The 23,576-nt window shown below is 74.7% G+C and carries 30 protein-coding genes; 12 read left to right on the top strand and 18 right to left on the bottom strand.

Translation table 11 applies throughout. From position 1 onward, the window contains the following. The first annotated feature begins 68 nt into the window (after positions 1 to 68). Positions 69 to 923, top strand: coding sequence for a dioxygenase family protein (locus ACZ5NJ_RS04350; protein ID WP_468762603.1), 855 nt, complete (start codon positions 69 to 71; stop codon positions 921 to 923). A 41-nt stretch (positions 924 to 964) separates the two neighbouring features. Here ACZ5NJ_RS04350 and ACZ5NJ_RS04345 read toward each other — a convergent pair whose 3' ends face one another. Next, positions 965 to 1,696: a TetR/AcrR family transcriptional regulator gene (locus ACZ5NJ_RS04345; protein ID WP_468762601.1), complete on the bottom strand. Its 732-nt coding sequence runs from the start codon at positions 1,694 to 1,696 to the stop codon at positions 965 to 967. A gap of 123 nt (positions 1,697 to 1,819) precedes the next feature. After that, the gene (locus tag ACZ5NJ_RS04340; protein ID WP_468762599.1) at positions 1,820 to 2,827 is read right to left on the bottom strand and encodes a YVTN family beta-propeller repeat protein; all 1,008 of its coding nucleotides are present in this window, start codon (positions 2,825 to 2,827) and stop codon (positions 1,820 to 1,822) included. Positions 2,828 to 3,048: 221 nt separating this feature from the next. Between ACZ5NJ_RS04340 and ACZ5NJ_RS04335 the strand changes: the two genes are divergently transcribed. From ACZ5NJ_RS04335 to ACZ5NJ_RS04325, 3 genes are read left to right on the top strand one after another with little or no spacing between them, the layout of a single operon-like run. Further along, positions 3,049 to 3,669, top strand: coding sequence for a 2Fe-2S iron-sulfur cluster-binding protein (locus tag ACZ5NJ_RS04335; RefSeq protein ID WP_468762597.1), 621 nt, complete (start codon positions 3,049 to 3,051; stop codon positions 3,667 to 3,669). Continuing rightward, positions 3,666 to 4,697: an FAD binding domain-containing protein gene (locus ACZ5NJ_RS04330; protein WP_468762595.1), complete on the top strand. Its 1,032-nt coding sequence runs from the start codon at positions 3,666 to 3,668 to the stop codon at positions 4,695 to 4,697. Before ACZ5NJ_RS04335 ends, ACZ5NJ_RS04330 begins: the two co-directional genes overlap by 4 nt. Then, positions 4,694 to 6,847, top strand: a complete 2,154-nt coding sequence (locus ACZ5NJ_RS04325; RefSeq protein WP_468762592.1) for a xanthine dehydrogenase family protein molybdopterin-binding subunit — start codon at positions 4,694 to 4,696, stop codon at positions 6,845 to 6,847. Before ACZ5NJ_RS04330 ends, ACZ5NJ_RS04325 begins: the two co-directional genes overlap by 4 nt. Positions 6,848 to 6,854: 7 nt before the next feature. Here ACZ5NJ_RS04325 and ACZ5NJ_RS04320 read toward each other — a convergent pair whose 3' ends face one another. The 4 genes from ACZ5NJ_RS04320 to ACZ5NJ_RS04305 all read right to left on the bottom strand — a co-directional run bounded on the left by ACZ5NJ_RS04320 (position 6,855) and on the right by ACZ5NJ_RS04305 (position 9,755). Further along, positions 6,855 to 8,156, bottom strand: coding sequence for a M48 family metallopeptidase (locus ACZ5NJ_RS04320; protein WP_468762590.1), 1,302 nt, complete (start codon positions 8,154 to 8,156; stop codon positions 6,855 to 6,857). A gap of 90 nt (positions 8,157 to 8,246) precedes the next feature. After that, positions 8,247 to 8,507, bottom strand: coding sequence for a hypothetical protein (locus ACZ5NJ_RS04315; RefSeq protein ID WP_468762588.1), 261 nt, complete (start codon positions 8,505 to 8,507; stop codon positions 8,247 to 8,249). After that, complete coding sequence (locus ACZ5NJ_RS04310) at positions 8,504 to 8,800, bottom strand: DUF6247 family protein (protein WP_468762586.1); 297 nt, start codon at positions 8,798 to 8,800, stop codon at positions 8,504 to 8,506. The genes ACZ5NJ_RS04315 and ACZ5NJ_RS04310 overlap by 4 nt, the downstream gene beginning before the upstream one ends. Before the next feature lie 100 nt (positions 8,801 to 8,900). Continuing rightward, the gene (locus ACZ5NJ_RS04305) at positions 8,901 to 9,755 is read right to left on the bottom strand and encodes a helix-turn-helix transcriptional regulator (RefSeq protein WP_468762584.1); all 855 of its coding nucleotides are present in this window, start codon (positions 9,753 to 9,755) and stop codon (positions 8,901 to 8,903) included. A gap of 173 nt (positions 9,756 to 9,928) precedes the next feature. Here ACZ5NJ_RS04305 and ACZ5NJ_RS04300 point away from each other — a divergent pair, with 173 nt between their 5' ends. Continuing rightward, entirely contained in the window at positions 9,929 to 10,708 is a 780-nt protein-coding gene (locus tag ACZ5NJ_RS04300; RefSeq protein ID WP_468762582.1) for an NAD(P)H-dependent oxidoreductase, read from the top strand. Positions 10,709 to 10,711: 3 nt separating this feature from the next. Here the strand turns inward: ACZ5NJ_RS04300 and ACZ5NJ_RS04295 are convergent, their stop codons facing one another. Further along, complete coding sequence (locus ACZ5NJ_RS04295) at positions 10,712 to 11,608, bottom strand: endonuclease/exonuclease/phosphatase family protein (RefSeq protein WP_468763141.1); 897 nt, start codon at positions 11,606 to 11,608, stop codon at positions 10,712 to 10,714. A 58-nt stretch (positions 11,609 to 11,666) separates the two neighbouring features. Then, the gene (locus ACZ5NJ_RS04290) at positions 11,667 to 12,650 is read right to left on the bottom strand and encodes a LuxR family transcriptional regulator (RefSeq protein ID WP_468762580.1); all 984 of its coding nucleotides are present in this window, start codon (positions 12,648 to 12,650) and stop codon (positions 11,667 to 11,669) included. 147 nt (positions 12,651 to 12,797) lie between these two features. Here ACZ5NJ_RS04290 and ACZ5NJ_RS04285 point away from each other — a divergent pair, with 147 nt between their 5' ends. Next, on the top strand, positions 12,798 to 14,210 hold the full coding sequence (locus tag ACZ5NJ_RS04285) for an aminopeptidase P family protein (RefSeq protein WP_468762578.1): 1,413 nt from the start codon (positions 12,798 to 12,800) through the stop codon (positions 14,208 to 14,210). 16 nt (positions 14,211 to 14,226) lie between these two features. Here ACZ5NJ_RS04285 and ACZ5NJ_RS04280 read toward each other — a convergent pair whose 3' ends face one another. The 5 genes from ACZ5NJ_RS04280 to ACZ5NJ_RS04260 all read right to left on the bottom strand — a co-directional run bounded on the left by ACZ5NJ_RS04280 (position 14,227) and on the right by ACZ5NJ_RS04260 (position 17,500). Further along, positions 14,227 to 15,255, bottom strand: coding sequence for a hypothetical protein (locus ACZ5NJ_RS04280; protein WP_468762576.1), 1,029 nt, complete (start codon positions 15,253 to 15,255; stop codon positions 14,227 to 14,229). Between the two features lie 162 nt (positions 15,256 to 15,417). Further along, positions 15,418 to 15,927, bottom strand: coding sequence for a hypothetical protein (locus ACZ5NJ_RS04275; RefSeq protein ID WP_468762574.1), 510 nt, complete (start codon positions 15,925 to 15,927; stop codon positions 15,418 to 15,420). Between the two features lie 76 nt (positions 15,928 to 16,003). Further along, a complete protein-coding gene (locus tag ACZ5NJ_RS04270; protein ID WP_468762572.1) occupies positions 16,004 to 16,444 on the bottom strand; it encodes a DUF2267 domain-containing protein in 441 nt (146 codons plus the stop codon). 71 nt (positions 16,445 to 16,515) lie between these two features. After that, positions 16,516 to 16,911 carry a DUF2267 domain-containing protein gene (locus ACZ5NJ_RS04265; RefSeq protein ID WP_468762570.1) on the bottom strand — a complete coding sequence of 132 codons (396 nt, stop codon included), beginning with the start codon at positions 16,909 to 16,911 and terminating at the stop codon, positions 16,516 to 16,518. 160 nt (positions 16,912 to 17,071) lie between these two features. Then, positions 17,072 to 17,500, bottom strand: coding sequence for an Hsp20/alpha crystallin family protein (locus ACZ5NJ_RS04260; protein WP_468762568.1), 429 nt, complete (start codon positions 17,498 to 17,500; stop codon positions 17,072 to 17,074). Between the two features lie 127 nt (positions 17,501 to 17,627). On the opposite strand from ACZ5NJ_RS04260, the gene ACZ5NJ_RS04255 reads away from it, so the two are divergent. The 3 genes from ACZ5NJ_RS04255 to ACZ5NJ_RS04245 all read left to right on the top strand — a co-directional run bounded on the left by ACZ5NJ_RS04255 (position 17,628) and on the right by ACZ5NJ_RS04245 (position 19,504). Continuing rightward, a complete protein-coding gene (locus tag ACZ5NJ_RS04255) occupies positions 17,628 to 18,296 on the top strand; it encodes an HSP18 transcriptional regulator (RefSeq protein ID WP_468762566.1) in 669 nt (222 codons plus the stop codon). Between the two features lie 70 nt (positions 18,297 to 18,366). Beyond that, entirely contained in the window at positions 18,367 to 18,804 is a 438-nt protein-coding gene (locus ACZ5NJ_RS04250) for a glutaredoxin domain-containing protein (protein ID WP_468762564.1), read from the top strand. A gap of 55 nt (positions 18,805 to 18,859) precedes the next feature. Then, complete coding sequence (locus tag ACZ5NJ_RS04245) at positions 18,860 to 19,504, top strand: GNAT family N-acetyltransferase (RefSeq protein ID WP_468762562.1); 645 nt, start codon at positions 18,860 to 18,862, stop codon at positions 19,502 to 19,504. 22 nt (positions 19,505 to 19,526) lie between these two features. On the opposite strand, the gene ACZ5NJ_RS04240 is transcribed toward ACZ5NJ_RS04245, so the two are convergent. Together ACZ5NJ_RS04240 and ACZ5NJ_RS04235 are read right to left on the bottom strand one after the other, a co-directional pair. Beyond that, positions 19,527 to 19,976 (bottom strand): SRPBCC family protein, encoded by a 450-nt coding sequence (locus ACZ5NJ_RS04240; RefSeq protein ID WP_468762560.1) that lies wholly within the window; start codon positions 19,974 to 19,976, stop codon positions 19,527 to 19,529. A 256-nt stretch (positions 19,977 to 20,232) separates the two neighbouring features. Further along, entirely contained in the window at positions 20,233 to 20,412 is a 180-nt protein-coding gene (locus ACZ5NJ_RS04235) for a hypothetical protein (RefSeq protein WP_468762558.1), read from the bottom strand. A 132-nt stretch (positions 20,413 to 20,544) separates the two neighbouring features. Between ACZ5NJ_RS04235 and ACZ5NJ_RS04230 the strand changes: the two genes are divergently transcribed. Then, positions 20,545 to 20,847 carry a hypothetical protein gene (locus ACZ5NJ_RS04230; RefSeq protein ID WP_468762556.1) on the top strand — a complete coding sequence of 101 codons (303 nt, stop codon included), beginning with the start codon at positions 20,545 to 20,547 and terminating at the stop codon, positions 20,845 to 20,847. 22 nt (positions 20,848 to 20,869) lie between these two features. On the opposite strand, the gene ACZ5NJ_RS04225 is transcribed toward ACZ5NJ_RS04230, so the two are convergent. After that, positions 20,870 to 21,169: a DUF6479 family protein gene (locus ACZ5NJ_RS04225; RefSeq protein ID WP_468762554.1), complete on the bottom strand. Its 300-nt coding sequence runs from the start codon at positions 21,167 to 21,169 to the stop codon at positions 20,870 to 20,872. A gap of 133 nt (positions 21,170 to 21,302) precedes the next feature. On the opposite strand from ACZ5NJ_RS04225, the gene ACZ5NJ_RS04220 reads away from it, so the two are divergent. Next, positions 21,303 to 21,710 carry a TraR/DksA family transcriptional regulator gene (locus ACZ5NJ_RS04220; RefSeq protein ID WP_468762552.1) on the top strand — a complete coding sequence of 136 codons (408 nt, stop codon included), beginning with the start codon at positions 21,303 to 21,305 and terminating at the stop codon, positions 21,708 to 21,710. 30 nt (positions 21,711 to 21,740) lie between these two features. Here the strand turns inward: ACZ5NJ_RS04220 and ACZ5NJ_RS04215 are convergent, their stop codons facing one another. After that, positions 21,741 to 22,511: a class I SAM-dependent methyltransferase gene (locus ACZ5NJ_RS04215; protein ID WP_468763139.1), complete on the bottom strand. Its 771-nt coding sequence runs from the start codon at positions 22,509 to 22,511 to the stop codon at positions 21,741 to 21,743. Between the two features lie 278 nt (positions 22,512 to 22,789). Between ACZ5NJ_RS04215 and ACZ5NJ_RS04210 the strand changes: the two genes are divergently transcribed. Beyond that, the gene (locus ACZ5NJ_RS04210) at positions 22,790 to 22,993 is read left to right on the top strand and encodes a cold-shock protein (protein ID WP_468762550.1); all 204 of its coding nucleotides are present in this window, start codon (positions 22,790 to 22,792) and stop codon (positions 22,991 to 22,993) included. Positions 22,994 to 23,073: 80 nt separating this feature from the next. Here the strand turns inward: ACZ5NJ_RS04210 and ACZ5NJ_RS04205 are convergent, their stop codons facing one another. Continuing rightward, positions 23,074 to 23,406, bottom strand: a complete 333-nt coding sequence (locus ACZ5NJ_RS04205; protein ID WP_468762548.1) for a hypothetical protein — start codon at positions 23,404 to 23,406, stop codon at positions 23,074 to 23,076. Positions 23,407 to 23,576 lie beyond the last annotated feature (170 nt).

The raw sequence follows: 23,576 nt of genomic DNA, 5'->3' as shown, positions 1-23,576 counted from the left end.
GTACCCGCCCTCCCCCGTCGCGCCCCCCACCCCCCAGCCCCACCACCCGTCCAGCCGAGGAGGCCTCGATGCCCGCACCGGAGGAGCCCACCACCACACCCGAGACCCCGGCAAGCGGACGCCGGGTCAGCCGCAAGACCGTGCTGCGCGCGGCCGCCGCGCTCGGCGCCGCCCCGCTGCTGATCGGGGGGCGCGTCGCGCTCGCCCGTGACCAGCCGGCGTCGGGCGGCGCCACCCTCGCCCCGACCCCCGACTGCCACGACGGCGACGGGCCGACGGTGGAACAGACGGAAGGCCCGTACTTCAAGCCCGCCTCGCCGCTGCGGGACTCGCTGATCACGAGCGGTACGCCCGGCACCCGGCTCACCGTCACCGGATACGTCTTCGGGCGGGGCTGCCGCCCGATCCCCGGCGTGCTGCTGGACTTCTGGCAGGCGGACGACAACGGGGCGTACGACAACAGCGGCTACGGCTTCCGCGGGCACCAGTTCAGCACGGCGCAGGGCTCGTTCGGCCTGACCACCATCGTCCCGGGGCTCTACCCCGGGCGCACCCGCCACCTCCACGTCAAACTCCAGGCACCCGGGCGCCGGGTGGTCACCACCCAGCTGTACTTCCCGGGCGAGCCCCGCAACGGCACGGACGGCCTCTTCGACAGCCGGCTGCTGATGAACCTGCGCCAGGCCGGGCCCGGCCTGGAGGGCACCTTCGACTTCGTCCTGGACGTGCCCCAGGACCCGACCACCCCGCCCACCACTCCCCCGCCGACGATTCCGCCCACGGGCACCTGGACCGCGGGGCGGGCGTACCGGGCCGGCGACGGGGCCACGTACGCGGGACCGGCCTACCGCTGCCTGCAGGCGCACACCGCGGCCGTCGGCTGGGAGCCGCCGAACGTGCCGGCACTCTGGCAACGCCTCTGAGGGCACCGGTCCGGCCGCACCCGCCCGGATCGCGGGACCGGTCAGGCGGCGGACCGGGCGTCCGGGGCGCCGAGGGAGGTGAGGACGTCGGCGACGGCGTGCTCGAAGAGGGGTTCGGGGTCGGTGAGGGCGAAGTCGAGGTGGCCGAAGACCTCCACCGCGACGGCCCCGTACAGCCGGGCCCAGCCGGCGACGAAGACGTAGATCACCTCCAGCGGCACCGGCTCGCCCGCCAGGTGCTCGCGGACCTCCTCCAGCTGGGCCGCCCAGACGGGGTCCAGGTCCGCGGGTGCCCGTACGCCGCCGAGGCGCCAGAGGTCGACCATGAGGTCCAGGACCACCGACCCGAAGCGCCAGCCGGCGTCGTGGGCGGCGGCGCCGGGTGCGGTGTCGGCGTCCGCCACGGGCTTGGCGAAGAGCAGGGCGAACTCGTGGGGGTGGGCCAGCGCCCAGCGGCGCAGCTCCCGGGCGACCTCGCGCAGCCGGGCTCCGGGACGGCTGGCGGGCTGCCGTTCGCGGGCCGAGGCCAGGGTGGCGGCGAGTTCCTCGTACAGGTGGGAGACGAGGGCCTGGACCAGCTCGCGGTGCCCGGCGTAGTAGCGGTAGAGGCCCGGCGCGGTCAGGCCCATCTCGCGGGCGACCGCGCGGACCGTCACCGCGGCGGCCCCTTCTTCGACGAGGAGCCGGCGGGAGATGCGTATCGCGTCGGCCAGGGCCTCCTCGCGCACGCGGTGGCGGCGCCGGCCGGCGGTGCTCCCCTGGGTGTCCGTCATCTCCGCGCGTCCGCCCTCCGCTTGACAAAGTTAACACCTGTCACTTTAGCTTGTCGCAAGAGTTAACGGTGTAAACATCTGCTTTGGCGGCTCATGCCTCGGCGTGCGCGACGGCTTCCGGACCTACGAACGCCACCTCGCCCCCGCCGCCACGCCCGTCGGACCGTCGCCCACGGGCACCGTGTCCGTCACGCGGGCCCGCGCGGTGTCGATGACCGACAGGGCGTCCGAGTCGAAGTCGCTGACGTAGACCCGGGAGCCGTCCGGGGCGACGGCGAGGCCGTTGGGGGCGCGGCCCACCGCCACGGTCGCCGTGACGGCACGGCGGCGGGTGCTGATCACGGACACGGTGTCGGACCCGAGGTCGGCGACGTACACCTGGCGGCCGTCCGGCAGCACCCCGATGCCGGCCGGCCGGTCCCCGACGGGAATGCGGTCCGTTTCCACGCCGGCGCGGAGGTCGACCACCGACACGTCGTCGGAGTCCAGGTTGGAGACGTAGAGGCGACGGCCGTCGGGGGCGAGCGCCAGTGCGGTCGGTCCGCTGCCGACGGGGATGGTGCCGGTGACCGTCGCGTCGGCGGTCCGGACCACCGAGACGGTGCCGGATCCGGCGTTGGCGACGTAGAGGGTGCATCCGTCGGGTGCGACCGCCACGCCCAGCGGGGCGTCGCCCACCTTGATGGTGTCCGTCACGGCACGGGTGCGGGTGCTGATCACCGACACGTCGTCCGAGGCGACGTTGGCGACGTAGACGCTCCGGTTGTCGGGAGAGACCGTCACCCGGCTCGGTTCGTCGCCGACGGGGACGGTGGCGACGACCGTCCTGGTGCGGGCGTCGACGACCGATACGGTGTCCGCCGCGGAGTTGGTGACGTAGACGCGCGAGCCGTCCGGGCTGACGGCCACGCTGTCCGGCCCCTTCCCCACGGGAACGCTGTCCACGACCCGGCCGGTGCCGCCGTCGACGACCGACACCGTGTCGGAGTGGAGGTTGGCGACGTAGACGACGCCGGAGGGCCGCGGGTCCGGCCCGGCGGACGCGCCCGCCACACCCCCCGGTCCCATCAGCGCCGCCGCCACACACATCACCACGGCCACGCGCCGCCCCATGTCCTGATTCCTCGTCACGGGGCCACGCTAGGCCGCCGCACCCCGAACCCCCGGGAGGCCCACGCCCGGGCACACCCGAACGGCCACCCCGGGCTGTTCTCCGTCCGCCCCGGCGTCGGCCGTACGGGGGAGGCCCGGGGAGGGTGTCGGGGGTGTGCGGTGCGGGTGGGGGTCAAAGGGGTCAGGCTGGGGCAGGGGGGCGGACGTCCCTCCCCCAGCGGACGACAAGGGAGCTCGTCGTGGCCCACGCATCCGACCCGCCGCCCCGGCCGGCGCACGGCACGCCGGACGGCGGGGTCGCCGATGAGACCCGCTCCCGCGTGAGCGTGCGCGTCAACGGGGTCCGTCACGACCTCGACCTCGACCACCGCGTCACGCTCCTCGACGCCCTGCGCGAGCACCTGGACCTGACCGGCGCGAAGAAGGGGTGCGACCACGGGCAGTGCGGTGCGTGCACCGTCCTCGTGGACGGCCGGCGCGCCAACAGCTGTCTGCTGTTCGCCGTCGCCCTCGACGGGTGCGCGGTCACCACCGTGGAGGGCCTCGCCGGTCCCGACGGCGCCCTGCACCCGCTGCAGCGCGCCTTCATCGAGCAGGACGCCTTCCAGTGCGGTTACTGCACCCCCGGCCAGCTCTGCTCGGCCGTCGGCGCCCTGCGCGAAGCCGCCGCGGGCGACCCGTCGCACGTCACCGCCGCCGGTCCCCGGTCCGGGCCCGCCGCGCTGACCGCGGAGGAGATCCGGGAGCGGCTCAGCGGCAACCTGTGCCGCTGCGGCGCCTACCCGGCGATCGTCCGGGCCGTCGCCGACGCCGCGGCGGACGCCGCGGCCACCAGGACCGGTGCGGACGTGACCGGATGAAGCCCTTCGCCTACGTACGCGCCACCAGCCTCCGCGAGGCCACCGACGCCCGTGCCGCGCACCCCGGTTCCCAGTACCTGGGCGGCGGCACCAATCTGGTGGACCTGATGAAACTGGGCGTCGAGACCCCCACCGCCCTGATCGACATCTCCCGGCTCCCCCTGGACGAGATCACCGACCTCTCCGACGGGGGTCTGCGCGTCGGTGCCACCGTCCGCAACAGCGACCTCGCCGCCGACCCCCGGGTGCGCTCCCGCTTCCCGCTGCTCGGGCAGGCCCTGCTCGCCGGCGCCTCCGGCCAGCTGCGCAACGTCGCCACCACCGGCGGCAACCTGCTCCAGCGCACCCGCTGCGCGTACTTCCAGGACCTCTCCAAGCCGTGCAACAAGCGCGAGCCCGGAAGCGGGTGCGCAGCGCGGGAGGGCATCCACCGCGACCACGCGGTCCTCGGCCACTCCGAGCACTGCATCGCCACCCACCCCTCCGACCTGGCCGTGGCCCTCGCCGCGCTGGACGCCGACGTCGAGCTGTACGGGGGACCGGACACCACGCGCACGGTCGCGGCCGCCGCGTTCCACCGGCTGCCCGGCGACCGCCCCGAGCAGGACACCGTGATCCGCCCGGGAGAGATCGTCACGGCGGTGCTGCTGCCCCCGCCGGCGCCCGGCGCCGTCTCCTCGTACCGCAAGGCCCGCGAACGCGCCTCGTACGCCTTCGCCCTCGCGTCGGTCGCCGCCGTGCTCGACCTCGACCCCGGCACGGGTCGCGTACGCCGGATCGCCCTCGCCTTCGGCGGCCTCGCCCACCGGCCCTGGCGGGCCACCACCGCCGAGGCGCGGCTGACGGGCGCCGTGCCGCATCCCGACGCCGTGCGCGCGGCGGTCGACGCCGAGCTGGCCGCGGCGCAGCCCCTGCGCGACAACGCGTACAAGGTCCCCCTCGCCCGCAACCTCGCGTGCGACACCATCGCCACACTGGCCGGAACGGGGCCACGGACCTCGGACCACGGACCCCAGGACCCACCATGAGTGCCACCTCCGCCACCCTCGACACCGCCACCGAGGCCCTGCTCGGTACCCCCGTCCCACGCCGCGAAGGCCGGGAGAAGGTGACCGGCACCGCGCTGTACGCCGCCGAACGGCACCTGCCGCGACGGGCCTACGCCTGGCCGGTGCCCGCGACGATCGCCCGCGGCCGGATCACCGCCGTCGACACCGCCGCGGCCCTGGCCCCGCCCGGCGTCCTGGGCGTCCTCACCCCGTACGACGCACCGCGCCTGGGCCCCTCCGACGACCCCACCCTCCAGCTGCTCCAGGACCTGCGGGTACCGCACCGCGGCTGGTACGTGGCGCTGGCCGTCGCCGACACCCTGGAGGGGGCCCGCGCCGCCGCCGACGCGGTGCGCGTCACCTACGAGGAGGAGCCGCACGACGTCGTCCTGCACGAGGGACACCCCGGCCTGTACACCCCGGAGGAGGTCAACGGCGGCTACCCCGCGCACCGCGAACAGGGCGACCCGGACGCGGCGTTCGCCGCAGCGCCCGTACGCGTCGACGTCCGCTACGCGGTACCGCCCCTGCACAACCACGCGATGGAGCCGCACGCCGCCACCGCGGACTGGGACGCCGGGCGCGGCCACCTCACCGTGTACGACTCCTGCCAGGGCACCACGGTGGTGCGCACCGTCCTGGCCGGGCTGTTCCGGCTGCCGGAGGACCGGGTCACCGTCCTGGCCGAGCACGTGGGCGGCGGATTCGGCTCCAAGGGCACGCCGCGGCCGCACGTCGTCCTCGCCGTCATGGCCAGCCGGCACTACGGGCGCCCCGTCACCGTGGCCCTGCCCCGGCAGCACATGGCCGCCACCGTCGGGCACCGCGCTCCCACCCTGCACCGCGTCCGGCTCGGCGCCCTCGCCGACGGTACGCTCACCTCCCTCGGCCACGAGGTCACCACGCACACCTCACAGGTGCGCGAGTTCGTCGAGCAGGCCGCCGTGCCGGCGCGGGTGATGTACGCGGTCCGGGACAGCCGCACCACGCACCGCGTCGCCGCGCTCGACGTGCCCACCCCCTCCTGGATGCGGGCCCCCGGGGAGACGCCCGGCATGTACGCGCTGGAGTCGGCGATGGACGAGCTGGCCGACGCCCTCGGCATGGACCCCGTCGAGCTGCGCGTGCGCAACGACCCGGCCACCGAGCCGGACAGCGGCCGCCCGTTCAGCAGCCGGCACCTGGTGGAGTGCCTGCGCGAGGGCGCGGCCCGCTTCGACTGGGCCGGCCGCCGGGCGCCCCGGCGGGAGGGGTCGCTCCTCATCGGCGCCGGCACGGCGGCGGCCACCTATCCCGTGTACGTCGCCCCGGCGGGCGCGCGGGCCCACGCCCGCCCCGACGGGAGCTACCTCGTCGAGGTCAACGCCACCGACATCGGCACCGGCGCCCGTACGGTCCTCTCCCAGATCGCCGCCGACGCCCTGCGCGTCCCGCTCGACGCCGTGACGCTGTCCCTCGGCAACAGTGCGCTGCCGGCCGGCCCGGTGGCGGGCGGCTCCACCGGGACGGCGTCCTGGGGCTGGGCGGTGCACGACGCCTGCACCGCCCTGACCGACCGGCTGGCCCGGCACCACGGTCCGCTGCCCGACGCGGGGCTCTCCGCGTCCGCGGACACCACGCAGTCGGCGAAGCAGAAGTCCCCGTACGCGCGCCACGCCTTCGGCGCCCACTTCGCCGAGGTCCAGGCGGACACGGTCACCGGCGAGGTCCGGGTCCGCCGGCTGCTGGGCGTCTTCGCGGCCGGCCGTATCCTCAACCCGCGTACGGCCCGCTCCCAGTTCATCGGGGGCATGGTGATGGGGCTGGGCATGGCGCTGACCGAGCACAGCGCCCTGGACCCGGCGTTCGGCGATTTCGCGGAACGCGACCTGGCCGCCTACCACGTGCCGGTGAACGCCGACGTCCCCGTCGCCATCGAGGCGCACTGGATCGACGAGCACGACAAGCACCTCAACCCGATGGGCGGCAAGGGCATCGGGGAGATCGGCATCGTCGGCGCCGCGGCGGCCATCGGCAACGCCGTGAGCCGTGCGACGGGCCGCCGCCTGCGCGAGCTGCCCCTGACCCCCGACCGGGTCCTGGCCGCCCTCGGCGCCGGGGACGAATCCGCCCGGCGTCCGGGGCGGTGACGTCCCCTCAGCGGAGGTCGGCCCTGACGACCTGCCGGGCCACCGCGGTCCGGGCCGCGGCGAGCTCCGCGGCGATCGCCGCGGCCCGCTCGTCGCCGAGGTCGACCCGAGCGGACCGGGGCTCGCTCCGCGCCAGGCACTGCAGGCGCAGGTGCGTCGGCGGGTGGGTGTCGTCCACGCCGTGCCCGCGCCGTGCGGAGACCCGGAGCAGCCGCTCGTACTCATGGGCGGGGATGGACGACACGTGCGAGGTCAGCCGCTCCCACAGTCCGCGCTCGGCGGCTTCCCGGGCTGCCCGGCCGGCCGCTCCGCCCGTCATCCGGGCGGCCACCGACTCCCGCCGCATCAGCGTCTGGACGGAGTCGGCGACGAGGAGCCGTTCCATCAGCCCCACCGCGCCGCCGGTCGAGCCGGCCCGTGCCGCGCTCAGGTCGGCCTCGTACTCGGCGCGCTGAGCGGCGCGCAGGGTCAGATGGTCGAGCAGTGCCAGCAGGCCGTACGCCGCGCAGCGGGGCAGGTAGGTCAGGATGTTGAACAGCGTGTCCCATACGGTGGTCGCGCGGCTGGGCGCCAGTGTGTCCACCCACAGGGCCAGGGAACGCAGCGCCTGGCGGATGAGCAGCCCGTGCCGGATGTCACCGTGGGCGAAGTGCCCGAGCTCGTGGCCCAGCAGGGCGACGCGTTCCGGCGGTGTGAGGACCTCCCACAGGCCGAGCCCGAGGAACAGCATGCGGCGCTGGCGCCGGCCGTACGCCGCCACCGCGGCGTTGACGTCGCTTCCGACCACCACGGCGTGCACGCCGGTGGTGCCGGTGACGGCGGCCACGTCGTCGATCAGCTCGAACAGCCGGGGCGCGTCGGCCCGGTACAGGACGGGCCCGTCCTGCGGGATCCGGTGCGTCCGCGGCCGCAGGACGAAGGCGACCACGAGCAGGACGACGCCGGCGATCGGCTGGACCACGGTCTCCCACCCCAGCACGACCAGGAGCAGCCCCGCCACGGCCAGCGCCAGGGTGACGCCGTGGACCAGCAGGGCGATCCCGAGGGCGAGGAGGGATGCGGCGTCACGCCGCGGCCGGCCCGCCCCTCCGCCGGACATGGCGGCCGCGAGCTCCTCTCCGTGCCGCCGTGCCAGACGGCGCCGTGCCGCGGCGAGACGGCCCGGTTCGGAGTCCGGGGCAACGGGGTCCACGTTCCAGTCGCAGGCCGCGCACCAGCGGGGGAACCGCTCGTCGGTGGCGACGAGTGGTTCCGCGCACGCGGGACACAGCTGTCTCTCGGCTGCCCGGACAGCCAGGTCGTGCTCCATGATTCCCTCCCCCCGCGGCCTCCCCTGGCGCGCGGCTACGGCAGCGTAGCCGACCGCCGACCGCCGACCGCCGACCGGAGGGCGCGGGGCTCAGCCGAGCCAGACGATGTCCAGGATGGACAGGTGGCGGGTGAGTCGGTTGATGACGTAGACGACGGAGAGGTGGCCGACGGACGCGGCGCGGACGTCTTCGCCCTCCGGGTCACCGGTGTTCCACTGGGGCCAGCCCCACGGGGAGCGCACCGCGATGTCCAGGACGTCGCGGACCATCTCCTTCGCGTGCTCGGGGAGCGCGGTGAGGACCTTCGCGGCCTGCGGGGACAGGCGCACCGCCCAGGGCCGACCGGTCACCGGCGGGTGCCCAGGATGTCGTCCACGTCCACGAAGGCGGTCTCGTCGCGGCCCGAGTCCATGTACGCGTCCACGGCGGGGGCCGCGGCGACGCGCAGTTGCCAGCTGCGCACGACGTCGTGGAGCGGGGTGAGGCTGTAGGTGTGGCGCGAGTCCTCCAGGGCCTTGGCCCAGTCCCGGTCGAAGGCCGGCACCCAGGTGTCGGCGCGGCGGTCGTCGCGCAGCCGGGCCAGGAGTTGGGCGGCGGCGGCCGGGGCGGGCGGGGCGGGGGCTTCCTCGGGGTGCGCGCTCACGGGCTCCTCCATGCGGGTCGTACGCCCACGGTAGCCGTCGCCGGGGCGCCGGGAGAGGGGTTCGACGAGGAGGGAGGAGGGGGGACGGAGGGGGCTCGGGTCAGTCTCGGGTGCGGGCGCTCAGCGGGGGGCGGGCGTCGGCGGTGTCGGCGTCCAGGCCCGCGAGCAGGCGCAGTCCGTCCTCCGCCGGGCTGCCGGGAGCCGCCGACAGCACCACGAGCTCGGTGCCGGATCCGTCCGGCAGGGCGAAGTTCTCCTGGTGCAGTTCCAGCAGTCCGACCAGGGGGTGCCGGTACGCCTTGGTGCCATGGGTGCGGGCGCGTACGTCCGCGCGGGCCCAGAGGCGGCGGAAGCGCTCGCTGCCCATCGCCAGCTCGCCGACGAGTGAGGCCAGGCGCGGGTCGTCCGGGTACTTGCCCGCGGCCAGGCGCAGGTGCCCGACCACGTCGAGGGTGCAGTTCTCCCAGTTCCCGTAGAGGCTGCGCTCGCCCTCGGCCTCCTCCAGGAAGAGGTGCCGGGCGATGTTCGGGCCCGGCATCGGAAGGCCGAAGAGGAGCTCGGCGAGACGGTTCCCGGCGAGCACGTCCAGCCGGTGGTTCATGATCAGCGCGGGTGCGTCGGCGACCAGGGAGAGGATGCGCAGCAGCTCCGGCCGGACCCGGCCGCCCGGCGCGTTGGCCCGGCGGCCGCGCTGCCGGGCGAGGCGGCAGAGGTGCCCGCGTTCGGTGTCGTCGAGGCCGAGGACGCGGGCGAGCGCGTCGAGGACCTGGTCGGAGGGCTGGGTCGCGCGGCCCTGCTCCAGGCGCACGTAGTAGTCGACGCTGACGCCGGACAGGTGCGCGACCTCTTCGCGGCGCAGCCCTTCGACCCGGCGGCGGTGGTCGGTGGGTATGCCGACGGCGGCCGGATCGACCCGGGCGCGCCGGGTCCGCAGGAAGCCAGCGAGATCGTCCATGGCCCCAGTATGGCCGCTGCTCCGCCGGTGAGGGTGCCGGTGAGGGTGGTACTGCCGTTACCAGGAAGCCCCGTCCGACGGAAGCGGCGCCCCTGAACGCCGGCCGCCGCGGCGGCCAGGATCGAAGGCAGCCGAGAGGCAGTCGAAATGCAGCCCGATCCCAAGGAGTTCCCGTGAAGACGCTGATCGTCCACGCCCACCCGGAGCCCACGTCGCTCAACAGCTCCCTCAAGGACCTCGCGGTGTCCACGCTGGAGGCCGCGGGGCACGAGGTGCGGGTGAGCGACCTGTACGCGATGAACTGGAAGGCCGTCGTGGACGCCGCCGACTACGGCCCCGAGGCGTCGAGTCCGCTGAAGGTCGCCCTGGACTCGGGCCGGGCCTTCGACGCCGGAACGCTCACCCCGGACGTCCTCGCCGAGCAGGAGAAGCTGCTGTGGGCCGACACGATCATCTTCCAGTTCCCGCTGTGGTGGTACACGATGCCCGCGATCCTCAAGGGATGGGTGGACCGGGTGTTCACCTACCGTTTCGCGTACGGCGTCGGCGAGCACAGCGACACCAAGTACGGCGAGCGCTTCGGCGAGGGCACCCTCGCGGGCAGGAGGGCCCTGCTGTCGGTGACCACCGGCGGCCCGGAGTCGCACTACGCCGCTCGCGGGATCAACGGCCCCATCGACGACCTGCTGTTCCCGTTCCAGCACGGCATCCTCTACTACCCGGGCATCGAGGTGCTGCCGCCGTTCGTGCTGTACGGCGCCGACCGGATGACCGGCGCGGACTTCGCGGAGGCCGCCGCGGCGTGGGAACAGCGGCTCCTCACGCTGGAGTCGACGGAGCCGATCGCGTTCAGGCGGCAGAACTTCGGTGACTACGCGATCCCCTCGCTGCACCTGAAGGAGGGCCTGGAGCCGTCGGGCCGTACGGGGTTCGGGCTGCACGTGCGGGGCTGACCTTCAGTCCCGGTTCAGGTCGGCGTACAGCACGTGGTGGTCCGAGTACGGGCTGGGGCGGACGTGGTGCGCGCGCGGGGTGGTGCCGCGCAGGAACACGTAGTCGAACGTGCTGTTCCAGTCGGTGGTCGCCGCGCAGGCCTCGGAGTCGGCTCGGGCAACGGCATCGGCGTCGGCGTCGGCGGTCGAGGGGCGGCAGCCCGGGTCCGTGTCCGTGGCCAGGGCCCACATCGGGCCGAGTTCCGGCGCGTCCGGCACGGCGTTGAAGTCGCCGAGGACGATCGCGCGGTCGTGCCGGGCGACGTCCGCGGCGAGTACCCGTACCTGGCCCGCCCGCGCCTGCGGCTGCCGGCGCTCGGCGAGGTGGGTGTTGAAGACGCGGACGGGACGGCCGCCCACCAGCGTGGTGACGGCCAGGTATCCGCGCGCCTCGGACCCGCCGTCGGGATAGACGACGCTCACCGGTTCCGTCATCGGCGCGGCCGACAGGATCGCCTGGCCGAAGCCGCCCGGCCGCCACGGCAGCCCCCCGCAGCGGTTCCAGTTGCGCAGGACCGTCCCGTACTCGACCCGGTAGACCAGCCCGTAGGTCGCCTCCAGGTGTCGGCGGATCTGCTCGACGTCGCGTACGCACGCCTCCTGCAGGCCGATGACCTGGGGCGCGATCGTGGCGATCTCCTTCGCGCGACCGAAGTCGAGCCCGGTCCCGCCGCACGGATTGCAGAGGTTCCACGTGCCGACCCGGTCCGGTACGGCCTCCCGGGCGGCCCCGCCGAGGGGGGCGCCGCCGGCCGGTGCGCCGGGGCCCAGGAACAGCGCCATGCAGACCGCGGTCAGCACGCCCGCGGCCCGTCGCGCGCCCCTGCTCGCCACCCTCGCCTCCCCGGACTGGACGGACATCATCACACGGCGCCCGCCGGTGCGCTCCCGGTCCGGGAGGCCCGGCGCCGGGCCGGGGTCAGAGCCAGCCGTTGCGCTGGGCCTGGAGGGCCATCTGGAAGCGGTTCTCGGCGCCCAGGCGGGCCATCAGGATCTGGAGCCGGCGGAAGAAGGTGCGGCGGCTGATGCCCAGTTCGCGGGCGATGACCTCGTCGCCCGCGCCGCCGGCGAGGAGGCGGAGCAGCCGGCGGTCGGCGGGCGGCAGGCCGGCCGGGCGGGTGGCGCGGCCGTGGAAGGGCAGGGCCTGCTGCCAGGTCTGCTCGAAGAGGGCGACCAGTGCCGAGAGCAGGCCGCACGGCTGCACCACCAGCGTCGTGTTGTGCACGTCGGCCTCCCGGATCGACAGGGACACCAGCGCGTACGCCTCGTCGATGATCAGCAGCTTGACCGGCACCGCCGGCGCCACCCGGGCCTGCTCGCCCGCCTCGATGCACGGCTCGATGGCCGTCTCCAGCCGCCCGGGCGTCTCCAGCGACGCCTTCGAGTAGACGACCCGCTGCCTCACCCCGCGCGCGAGGGTGGCCAGCGCGTCGTCGAGGGCCTCGGTGTGCGGGAAGTAGGGCGGCGATTCGAGCTGGCGGATCTGCTCGCGGGCGCTGGCCCAGGCCTGGCGGAGCCTCGGGCCGACGGCGTCACCGGTGACCACCTCCACGAGGTGGTCGTCGTACGCCGTGAGCCGCCGGCGGCGGAACGATTCGAACGCGCCGCCCACGGTGATGCGGGAGGCCTCCAGCTCGGCCGCGCGGTGCCGGGCGAGGACCTCCAGGCCGGCGGCGGGCGGGACCGGCGCCACCACGTCCGCGCCCTCCTCGGCGGCGCCGGCCAGCCCGGCGTCGACGAGCTCGGCGTACGCCGCGGCGCTCTCGCCGCGCTCCAGCCCGGCCGCCCGTCCGATGTCGGCGAGCGGTGCGGGGGCCAGTTCCAGGAGTGACAGGTACACACGGCCCGCTGCGGGGCCGATCCCCAGCATCCGCAGGGCCTCGTCGAGTTTCGCGTTCGCCATGCCCGCATTATCGACGGCCCCGGGGCCCGGATGGCCGATCAGTGCCACTGGCACGACAGGGCCTCCCGGGGGCGCGCGGCCGCAGTACCGTCCGGGCAGCGCCGGGGCCTCCCGGTGGTCGGACCCGTCCGGAAGAAGGAGCACGACGTGGCGAACGCACGCAAGAACGGCCTCTACCCGGAGATCTCCGGGGAACTGTCCGCTCTGATGAAGACGGGCTGGGCGGACACCGAACGCCGCGGCCTCCCGCTCGACGAGCAGGCCCCGTACGCGGCCCTGCGCCGCGCCGCGCTCTCCGCGCGCTTCCCCGGGGAGCGGCTGGTGGTCCCGTCCGGCAACCTCAAGACCCGCTCGAACGACGACCCCTACCCGTTCCGCCCGTACTCCGGTTACGTCCACATGACCGGGGACCGGGCCCGTGACGGCGCGCTCGTCCTGGAGCCCCGCCCGGACGGCGGCCACGACGCGTACTGCTACCTCCTGCCCCGCGACGGCCGGGACACCGACGAGTTCTGGCTGGGCTACACCGCCGAGCTGTGGATGGGCCGTCGCCGCTCCCTCGCCGAGTCGGAAGGCGTGCTCGGGCTGTCCTGCCGCGACGTCCGCACGGCGGTGGGCGACCTGGCCGCCGCGCCCGACGTCCCCACGCGCATCGTGCGCGGCGTGGACCCGGCGCTGGAGGCCGCGGTCACCACCGACGCCGGGCGCGACGCCGAGCTGGAGGAGGCGCTGAGCGGGCTCCGGCTCGTCAAGGACGCCTGGGAGATCGGCGAGATGCGCAAGGCGGTCGACTCCACCGTGCGCGGTTTCACCGACTGCGTCGGCGAGCTCTCGCGGGCGGTGGCCTCCTCCGAGCGGTGGATCGAGGGCACCTTCTTCCGCCGGGCACGGCTGGAGGGCAACTCCGTCGGATACGGCTCGATCTGCGCCGCGGGCGACCACGCCACGATCATGCACTGGACGGACAACGACGGCCCGGTACGCCCCGGCGACCTGCTCCTGCTGGACGCGGGCGTGGAGACCCACACCCTCTACACCGCCGACGTCACGCGCACCCTGCCGATCAGCGGCACGTTCACGCCCGTGCAGCGCCGGGTGTACGACGCGGTGTTCGAGGCCCAGGAGGCCGGGTTCGCCGCCGTGAAGCCGGGGGCGGCCTACCGCGACTTCCACGTGGCGGCGCAGCGGTACCTGGCGGGGAAGCTCGTCGAGTGGGGCTTCATCGAGGGCCCGGCGGACCGCGCGTACGAGCTGGGCCTGCAGCGCCGCTTCACCATGGCCGGCACCGGGCACATGCTCGGCCTGGACGTCCACGACTGCGCCCAGGCCCGGACGGAGGAGTACGTCGAGGGCGTGCTGGAGCCGGGCATGGTCCTCACGGTGGAGCCGGGCCTGTACTTCCAGCCGGACGACCTCACGGTGCCGCAGGAGTGGCGGGGCATCGGCGTCCGCATCGAGGACGACCTGCTGGTGACCGTCGACGGCCACGAGAACCTGTCGGCGGACCTGCCGCGCTCGGCGGACGAGGTCGAGGCCTGGATGGCCCGCGTGGCGGGCTGACCGGCGGGCCGGGAGGTCAGGTGTCGATCGGCGTGAGCTCCGGGTGGATGTCGTTCCAGCGGTAGCGGCGGCACCGGAGGTGGAAGTAGACGTAGCCGGCCGTGTAGCGCTCCAGGTGCGGACGCTGGTCGTCGGTGGCGAGGCCGAGGATGCGGTCGCGGGCGGACAGCCCGCTGTCAAGGGTGCGGCGGGCGACCGCCGGGTACGCGGTCCCCTCGCGGACGCTGCCGCGGTAGAGCCTGCTGCGGACGAAGTCGGCCCCGTCGACCGCCTCCTTGTAGGACGACAGCACGTCGTTGAGGTCGTTCAGGAACGCCACGCCGGAGCACAGTGACGCCGCCCAGAACGCCCGGTGCGTACGGGCCTCCAGGCAGGGGTCGGTGAACTGCAGCGAGACGAACCAGAACTGCGAGAAGCCGTTGTAGGCGCGGACGAAGTCGCTGTCGACGCCGTCGGAGACGTCGGGCGTGAACTCCGCCTCCATCAGCACGCCGACGAGGGCGTCGTGCAGGAAGGCCCGGTAGACGGCCAGGAACGTGGGGTCGCAGAACGGCGCGATCCCCGCGAACGCGTGCCGCAGGTATCGGGTGGTCGGCCGGGTCGCGGTCCGCTCGGGCAGCAGGGCCTCCCGCAGGACCGCCGCGGCCTCGGCCGGCTCGCGGCTGCACAGGTCGTCGAGGTGGGTGCCGAACACCCAGACACGGTCGAGCGCGAAGGCGAGGCCGGCGTCGGCGACCGGCACCATCAGGCTGCGCATGAGGGTGATGGTGCGGATCGTCGCGGCCGGGACGGCGAGGCCGAAGGCTTCCAGCTCTGCGGCCAGCAGGCCGGCCCGGGTCCGTACGGCGGCCCGGTCGACGTCCGGCTCGTACGCGCCCGCGAACGCGACCAGCCCGTCGAGGAGGCCGGAATCCAGCAGGCCGGCCACCATGGCGCGGTGCCGCGGGTCGGGGACCGCGGCCAGCCCGGACCGCGCCGTGCGGCGCAGGGTGTCGATGCCGGGCGGGCGGGGATGCCGGATCGCTCGGTACGGGGTCAGGCTCACGCGCTGTCCTTCCCTGCCGGGTGGCCGTCGGCGGGGTCCGCCCGCGGGCTCACCGGCCACGGCTCGCCCGGATGATCACACGGCGGGAGGGTCCGCCGCCTGCGCATCCGGGCGGCCCGGCACGAACGGGTGGTTGCGGGGCGGTGCGCTTGACGTCGGGGGTCAGTGGCCGGTGGCGGCCTTGACCGCCGCGACCGCCGTGCCGATCGCCGCGTCGATCGCGCCGGCGAACAGCGCGAGGGCGGTTCCCGCGCCCATCCGGAGGCCGCCGTAGCAGCCCCAGGCGAAGAGGGTGGCGATGTTGACGCCGGCTGCCGTGTACAGCGCCGTCTTCAGATGCATCGCGCCCAGGGCCGAGACGCCGATCAGGAGGAGCGGGCCCACCGCCGACAGCAGCAGGGGGCTGCTGACGAAGAGCATGAGGCGAAGGTCCCGTCCCCGGGCGAGGGCGCCGTGGGTGACGCGGTGGGCCTGCTGGTCGGCGACGAGGGCGGCCAGCCACAGCCCCACCGCGGCGGTCCCGATGGTGGCCGCGGCCCCGGCGGTGCCCGGGTGGCCGGTGCCCGCGAGACCGATGACGACGGAGATCATGGTGATCGTCGCGTAGAGCCGCTCCTTGAGGTGCGCCGTGGCCGTCGCCGTGTCCACCGCGTCCGTCACCCGTTCCGCCACGGGGTCCAGCGTAGGGTGCGGCGGCCGTGGGGCCGCGGAGCAACGCCCGGCGCGGGGCCGGCGCCCGCGTGATGCGTCAGGCCGCGGGGCGGACGGTGAGGTCGGCCTGGCCGAAGAGGAGGGCGTAGCCGCTGGGGAGGCTGCGCAGGACGCGGGCGAGGAGGTCGGGGCCGGCGAGGCGGGCGACGACGGCGAGGACGGCTCCGGTCTCCCAGCGGGCGACGGCCTGGCTGGTGCCGGCGCGGGTGGCCAGGTCCTTGACGAAGCCCCAGCCGGTCAGCTCGTCGAAGGCGGGCACCTGGGCGGTCAGGACGAGGGCGGCCTCCGTCGGCAGCCGGGCGGCCAGGTCGACCCGTTCGTCACCGGTGAGCCGCCGGCCGAGCCCCGCCAGGACGCGGCGGACGGCCTCGTCCGCGCGCGCGGTGTCGGGGTAGGCACCCTCGTATCGCACCGCTTCCAGCAACTGCTCGTACGTCATCGCCGGTGCGGGCCGGCGGAGTTCGGCCTGGTCGAACACGGGACTGCTGCCTTTCCTGTCGATGGCGGCGGGGGGCGGGGGTGGGTCGGCGTCGGGGCGTCGGGGGTGGGTCAGGCGGGGCCGGGGTGGCCGAAGAGGAGGTCGTACCCCGGGGGGAGCTGGAGGAGGAGTCGTTGGAGCAGGTCGTCGTCGATGGCGTCGGCGACGACGCTCAGCACCGCGCTGACGTCCCAGGCCGCGGTGGCCTCCGTCGCGCCCTCGATCCACGCGGCGGTGGCGCGGACGAACCGCTGCGCGTCCAGCGGCTCGTACGCCTCCAGCGGGTTGAGCAGGATCAGCGCGTACACCTCGGGAAGCCGGGCGGCGACGCGGGCGCGGTCCTCGCCGACGAGGTGGGCGCCCAGGAGGGCGAGGACCACGCGGGCGGCGCGGTCGGCTTCCGCGCGGGAGGCGTACTCACCGCGGTCTTGTACGCGCTCGATGAAGGCGTCCCAGCGCAGGGTCATGACGCGTGCCTCCAGGATTGGGGCGTGGCTCGCGGGGGAGGGAGGGCCGGGGCGGCGCCCGGCGGGGGCGGGAGGAGGGGAGGGGAATCCTCCCGCCCCCGGCCGGTGGCGGTGGCCGCGGTGGCGGGGGCCGCGGTGGTGGCCGCGGCCCGCCGGGGCGTCAGCCGGCGATCTGCTTGATGCTGCCGTCGCCGATGGCGACCTTGCGCGGCTTGGCGCGCTCGGCGATCGGGATCCGCAGGGTCAGCACGCCCGCCTCGTAGTCCGCGGTGATGTGCTCGGTGTCGAGGGTGTCGGCCAGCATGACCTGACGGGAGAACACCCCGAGCGGCCGCTCGGAGAGCTCCATCTGGGCCTGGTCCGACTTCGCGGTCGGCCGGCGTTCGGCCTTGACCGTGAGCATGTTCCGCTCGACGTCGATGTCGATCGCGTCCTTGGCCACACCCGGAACGTCGAAGGCGATCACGTACGCGTCGCCGTCGCGGTAGGCGTCCATCGGCATGGCGGACGGCTTCGACCAGGTCCCCGGGCCCGTCAGCTGCTGGGTGAGGCGGTCGAGCTCACGGAAGGGGTCGGTGCGCATCAGCATGGGAACCTCCTGATCGGTCTGCATCGGGTGCCAGTGCGCTTCAGGCACCTCCGTTGTAACATGTCATCGAAACGATGACAACCACATCCGGCATCGAATGGATGACATCCCCCCTCCTGGAGGCGACGTGCCCGCTGCTCCCCCGCCCGGCCCCCGGTCCGCCGGGTCGCCGGCGTCCTTCCTGGCGGCCGCGGCCGCCCTGGCCGCCATCGAACGGGAACTCGGGGACGCCCACGCCCCGGCCGGCAACACGCCCAGCGATCCGCGGGAGGCCCTGGCCGCCCTCCTGCTCCTGCGCGAGGTGCGCGAGCAGCTCGCGGGCTGGGAGTCCGGCCTGATCGAGACCGCGCGGGCGGCCGGCGCCAGCTGGGCCGACCTCGCCGCCCCGCTCGGCGTGGCCAGCCGCCAGGCCGCCGAACGCCGCTACCTGCGGCTGCGTCCCGGCGCCGAGGGCAGCACCGGCGAACAGCGCGTCCAGGCCACCCGCGACGGGCGCGCCGCGCAGCGCGCGGTGGACACGTGGGCCCGTGACCACGCCGCCGACCTGCGCCAGCTCGCCGGCCAGGTCACCGCCCTCACCCCGCCCGACGCCCCCGGCCGCGCGTCCCTGGGCCAGGTTCGGGCCGCCCTCGCCGGCAGCGACCCCGCCGACCTGGTGGATCCGCTGACGGCCGCCGAACCGTACGTACGCCCGGACGACCCCACCCTCGCGGACCGCATCACCAGCCTCCTCGACGAAACGGCCCGCCTCCGGCACACGAGCGGCCGACAACGCCGCACGGGCCCCGGGAAGTAGCGCGCGCCGGGTCGGGCGGTCAGGAGGGCACGGGGGCAGGGGGGCGGCGAGACGGCATACCATGCGCACCATGACGCGCGCTTGGATCATGCCGATGCTGCTCGTACTCGGCGGCTCGGGCGTCGCGGCCGGGCAGCTGCTCGACGGCAGCCCCGGCACGGCCACGGCGCTCTTCCTCGTGTTCCTGGCGCTCGCCGGCGTCAACTCGCCCCTGATCTTCCCGCCGTCGATCGGTGCCGAGGAGGCACGGCGCCGCAGCGCGGTCGACGGCCGGCCGGTCGTCTTCTGGCGGCCGGGCTGCAAGTACTGCATACGCCTGCGCATCCGGCTGGGCCGCAGCGCCCGGCGGGCGCACTGGGTCGACATCTGGCGCGACCCGGCGGGGGCCGCGGCGGTGAGGGCCGCCAATGACGGCAACGAAACGGTGCCGACCGTCGTCGTGGCGGGCCGGCCCCGGACCAACCCCGACCCCGCATGGGTACGCGAACAGCTCTCCCCTTCCGCGTAAGAGAAGTTGTGTAATGATCCTTATCGTTCGGGGATCATTACAGGCGGGGGGAAGCATGTCCGAGGACCGGCTCATCGGATGGGTGCGGCAGTGGGTCGACGGCTGGACCGTTTCCCGCGGCGCGGCCGATCCCGTCGGCGAACCGTGGGGGTGGACCATCGCCGTCGGGGTGACGAGGGAGGTCGCGCGGCACGTACTGCCCGTGCCGGCGGAGGCCGACGTGCGCCGGCTGGCCGCCACCGCCCCGCCGGGGACCTGGCTCAAGCTCTTCGCCCCGGACGAGGTGGTGCGGCCCTGGGCGGGGGACGCGTGGGAGGCGGACGTCGCCGGCTTCCTGATGACCCTGCCCCTCGCCCCGGTCTCACCCGGGCCGCCGCCGGCCGGGTACACCGTGACGACCTGGAGCCGGGGCGGGGTGCTCAAGGTCCTGGTCCGCGCCGGGGACGGCCGGCTCGCCGCCCGGGGTCAGGCGGGCCTGGCCGGCCGCGTCGCGGTGCCGGACCAGATCGAGACCGCCCCGGACCAGCGGCGCCGGGGCCTGGGCGCCCTGGTGATGCGCACGTTGCAGAACGCCGCGTGGGAAGCGGGGGCGCGGGACGGGGTGCTGGTGGGCACGCCCGACGGCAGGGCCCTGTACGAGGCCCTCGGCTGGACCTTCCGCTCCCCCATGGCCAGCCTGACCCGGAGCGCGGCGGACTGACGGCGGGTGGGTGGAGGGCCCGTCAGACGTTGCCGCGCCAGGCGCCCGTCGCCGTGCCGCGCTCCTCGATGAAGTGCTTGAACCGCTTCAGGTCGCCCTTGACCTGCCGGTCGACGAAGCCCAGCTTGTCACCGATGTTCTCCGCCATCCCCTCGGGATCGAAGTCCATCATCAGCGTCACCTCCGTGCGGGCCGGGTCGATCGGCCGGAAGGTGACCAGGCCCGACTGCTCGGTCTCCCCGCCCACGGTCACCCAGGCGACCTTCAGGTCCGGGACCTGCTCGGTGATCTCCGCGTCGAACTCCCGCTCCACCCCGGCGATCTTCGTCACCCAGTGCGTGAGCGTGTCGCCGCGCTGCTCGATCCGCTCCACGCCCTCCATGAACTGCGGGAACGATTCGAACTGCGTCCACTGGTTGTAGGCCGTCGTCACCGGCACGCCGACCTCGATGGACTCCTTGACCTGCGACATCAGCAAGCTCCTTCGGCTTCGGGTCGTACCGCCGGCAGTCGCCGGCGGCCGGGGCGTCCCCGCCCCGCCGCCTCGCCTGCCCCGCACCGGCCCGCCGACACCACCCGTCCGGGCAACCTTTTCCCGGCGTGACGGCGACGGGCGGGTCAACGGGTGCGACGGGTCAGCGGATGCGGCGGATGCGGACCGGGCCGCGGGCCCGCGCCGGATCGACGGGACGGCATCGCGTCGGGCCCGCGCCGGTCCGGCCCGGCGCTCAGCGGTCGCGGCCGGTCGGCGGGTCGTCCGCCGGCGACAGGCCGAGCATGTCCAGCAGTATCTCCAGGTCCTCGCTGCTGGTGGCACGGGAAGCCACGGTACGGCGGGCCTCGGCCCGGTCCGCGGTACCCGTACGCGCCAGGAGTGCCGGCTCTTCACAGCCGAAGGGATCTCTCATCCCACCGATGCCACCATCCCCGGGGCCGTTCCGCAGCCGAGGCTGCTCCATCAGGCCCCCGTCGCACGAACCTGGTTGCCAGCGCGTCTTCGGGGTAAGGGGGCCGCAGGCAAGGGAGAGGGGGCGGGCGTCATGTCCGACGAAACAGAGGCCGCCGTCGAAGCCGTACTGGAGCCGCACGAGCCGGCACCGGGCGAGGCCGAGGCCCGCGACCGGGTACGGGCCGAGGCCACCGGCATGCGCCACCACCAGGCGGCGGCCGAGCTGGAGCGCCTGCTGGACGGGGTCGACGACCCGGCCGGCGCCGACGCGCCCACCAGGGCGGCCCTGGCGGAATGGCATCGGATCACCGACCTCCTCGCCGGCCACGGCGGCCCCTACCTACCCGAAGCCGACCCCTACGCCCAGGGCCAGCTGACGGCGCGCCACCGTTGACGCGGCCGGGCCCGCGTCGACGTCACGGCCGCTCGTCCTCGGGCGAGCCGAAGTTGCCGTAGCCCTTGAGCTCGTGCGCGGTCCGCCGGCTGCCGTCCGACGGGAAGGCCTGCGCTTCGGTCTCACGGCTCTGCTCGGGGCCGCCCGCGCCGGCCGGCCGTCGGGGCTGCTCAGCCGTGGTGGGCGGCTTCGGCTCGGCGGCACGCCGCTTCACGCCCCACCAGACGGCGCCGATGAGCAGGACGACGACGATCACACCGGCCGCCGAGGCGAAGGCGGTTCCCGAGGCACTCGTCGCGAGTGCGGAGGCAGAGTTGATCATGGAGCCGTATCCTTCCGTCGGACGTCCTGTTCTCCACGGCGCGGCTGCCCGCCGGGTGGGGGTCGAAACGGCGGACGTCCTGCGCGTGGCCGCGTCCGGGGAATCGGGGACCGCGCCCCGGCGTTGCCGCAGCATGGACTCGTCCCCCGACCCGCCACCCGCCCCGGCCACCGTCGCGGCCGCCCGCGGACGGCTCGCGGCCGACCGTGCGGACACCCTCGCGCGGCTGGCCGCGCTGAGCCGCGACTTCGAGGGGATCGTCGCGGCGAACGCCCTGATCGCGGTCGACGACGAGCACGACCCCGAGGGCGGGACGACCGCGTTCGAGCGGGCTCACGTGGCGTCCTTGATGGAGCAGGCCCGCGCGCACCTGGAAGAGCTGGAGCTGGCACTCGACCGGCTCGAACGCGGCGCGTACGGGCGGTGCGAGGGCTGCGGCGGGGTGATTCCGCCGGAGCGGCTGGAGATCCGCCCGGCGACGACGACGTGCGTCCGCTGCGCGGCGGCGGCCCCGGGCCGGCCGCCGCCACGCCCCGCCTGACACCGCGCCCCGGCCCGGGGCGTCCCGCGTTCAGGCTGCGGCGGCGCGGAAGACGTACGCCGTCATCGGCGCGCTGGCCGGCCCGGGCCCGAGGCGGGCCGTCATCTCCTGGATCACGGTCGCGCGGACGGCGGCGGCCGGCCCGTCGCCCCGCTCCTCGACGGCCGCGCGGACCGGCGTCCCGGTGAGGTACCCGGTCGCCAGGTCGGCGATCGACCCGGACCGGCCCTGGAGCGTCACTTCCCGCTGCTCCTCGACGGCGAACCCGGCGGCCGCCAGATCGGCGGCCACGACAGCGGGGTCGGCGTAGCCGTGCGGAACCGTCGGGAAGAACCGCGGCGGGTCGTCCGGAAGGGCCCGCTCCAGCCCTGCCTGCAGCGCGACTTCGAAGCCGTGCGTCTCAAGCGGGCCCCAGGTGTTGAACAAGAACCGGCCCCCCGGGGCCAGGACCCGCCGCACCTCGCCGAAGGCCGCGACGTGGTCGGGGAAGAACATGACACCGAACTGGCAGACGACCAGGTCGAAGCCGCCGTCCGGGAACGGCGGCCGCTGTGCGTCGGCCTGCCGCCACACCGCGCCCGGGACCCGGGCCGACCCGAGGGCGACCATCGCCTCGTTCAGGTCGGTGGCCGTCACCTCGGCCGCCGGCTCCCTGGCGACCAAGTACGACGTCAGCACTCCCGTTCCGGCCGCCAGTTCGAGTACGCGACGGGGGCGGAGTGCGGCCGCCCTCGCGGCCAGGTCCTCGGCGAAGGGCCGGAAGACCACCGGCACCAGGTACTGCTCGTACGCCGCCGGCATGGACTCCGACCACAGATGGTCGGCAGGGGTTCCCGTCACTCCTCCGACGGTAGTACCGCGCCGGCCGACCTCTCCCCCCGCCGCGCCGCGACGGTTCCACCGGCGACGTTCCGCTGATCCGGTACCTTCTTCCCGGCAGTCCTGGCCGCCGCGCCCCGACGCCCCCGGTGTATGCCGTGGGCGCGGTTGCGTATCGCGTGCGCCGGTCGGGGAGTTCGTTGTTTCTGCAGGGTGCTGGTGATCTCCCGCGCTCTGTGATCGTGGCAAGGAGAACAGGTATGGCGACGGGCACGGTGAAGTGGTTCAACGCGGAGAAGGGCTTCGGGTTCATCGCGCAGGACGGTGGCGGGCCGGACGTCTTCGTCCACTACTCCGCGATCAACGCGGCGGGCTTCCGTGAGCTGCAGGAGAACCAGCAGGTCACCTTCGACGTCACCCAGGGCCCCAAGGGCCCCCAGGCGGAGAACGTCTCGATCGGATGACCGGCGCCGCCGTCTCCCGGTAGCGGCCCGGCGCGGTCCCGCCCTCCCCGAGGGCGGGCGGGACCGCGCGGACCCGGCCGTCATCCGACCGGGCCTACGGAGGGGTACGCGCCCGTCCAGGCGGCGGCATGATGCCGGGGCCGGGTCTGGACCTCGTACAGGAGGAACACGAGGCCGGTGACGCACATCGTGCCGGCCGACAGCACCATGGCGACCGGCCACCAGTAGTTGCCGGTCCCCGCCACGCAGGGCCACAGCAGCGCCAAGGAGAGGGCGGAGAACGGGAGCAGCACGCTCCTGGCCCACAGCGGCAGCGAGCGGCTCACCCGCACGTACACGAACCCGAGGAGCACGCCGGGCACGATCGCGGCGGCCAGCCCCAGGGCGATGAGCAAAAGCAGGGCGAAGATCATGCGGCTGGCCTCCGGGGCGCGGCGGAACGGGCACGCGGACGTGCGCGGCGGCCCGGCGATCAACCGGCGGGTGCGCTCGCAGGATTATCCTGACAGAGTCCTTGAACGCGTTCAATAGCGGCCGCCCACGATCACGTCGCCACGTCTTGAGGGGGAGTGCCGATGTCCCG

It is taken from the genome of Streptomyces sp. NPDC032091 (assembly GCF_055580265.1).
The sequence above is the reverse complement of the archived record's forward strand: the minus strand, read 5'-3'. Positions and strand labels throughout refer to the sequence as shown.